General features: G+C 73.2%; 1 protein-coding gene. It reads right to left on the bottom strand.

From position 1 onward, the window contains the following. Nucleotides 1-653: FGGY-family carbohydrate kinase (locus DSP71_RS00310; protein ID WP_258546183.1), on the bottom strand; the 653-nt coding region annotated here is incomplete at both ends.

The raw sequence follows: 653 nt of genomic DNA, 5'->3' as shown, positions 1-653 counted from the left end.
CGAGGCCGTCGGCGAGCCCGCACAGCAGTCCTTCCACCGCGGCACGCGCCAGCGTCTCCCTGCGCGTGGAGGCGAGCGACATGCCGAACAGCGTGGCCGTGGCATCCGGACGATTCGGGGTGCGCTCTCCCTCGAAGTAGGGCTGCAGCACCAGTCCGCCCGCACCCGGCTCTGACTCCAGCGCCAGGCGTGCGAGTTCGGCGTGATCGACGCCGAGCAGACCCGCGACGGCATCGAGCACCCGCGCCGCGTTGAGCGTGGCGACGAGGGGAAGATGGTTCCCGCTCCCGTCAGCGAAGCCGGCGACCGCCCCGGTGGCGTCGGCGATCGGGTGTTCGGACACGGCGAAGACCGTGCCGCTCGTGCCGATCGAGATCACGGCGTCGCCCGGTCGGGCATCGAGTCCGAGCGCGCCCCCGGCGTTGTCCCCCAGACCCGCGCCGACCACCGTGCCCGTGCGGGTGACGCCCATCCTCTCGGCAGGTCCGAGCACCTTGGGGAGGTGCGGGACGCGACCGAACGCCCGCGCGAGCAGATCGAGATCGTAGGCACCGGTCGAGGCGCTCCAGTACGCAGTGCCGCTGGCATCGGAGCGGTCCGTCGCGAGCGCCTCGAGGTCGGGGCCGAGGTCGCTGGCGCCGGTCGGCCCGAAG

Source organism: Microbacterium sp. H6, from assembly GCF_003314775.1.
In the GTDB taxonomy this organism is placed as follows: domain Bacteria; phylum Actinomycetota; class Actinomycetes; order Actinomycetales; family Microbacteriaceae; genus Microbacterium; species Microbacterium oxydans.
This window is presented reverse-complemented; position numbering and strand designations above follow the sequence as displayed.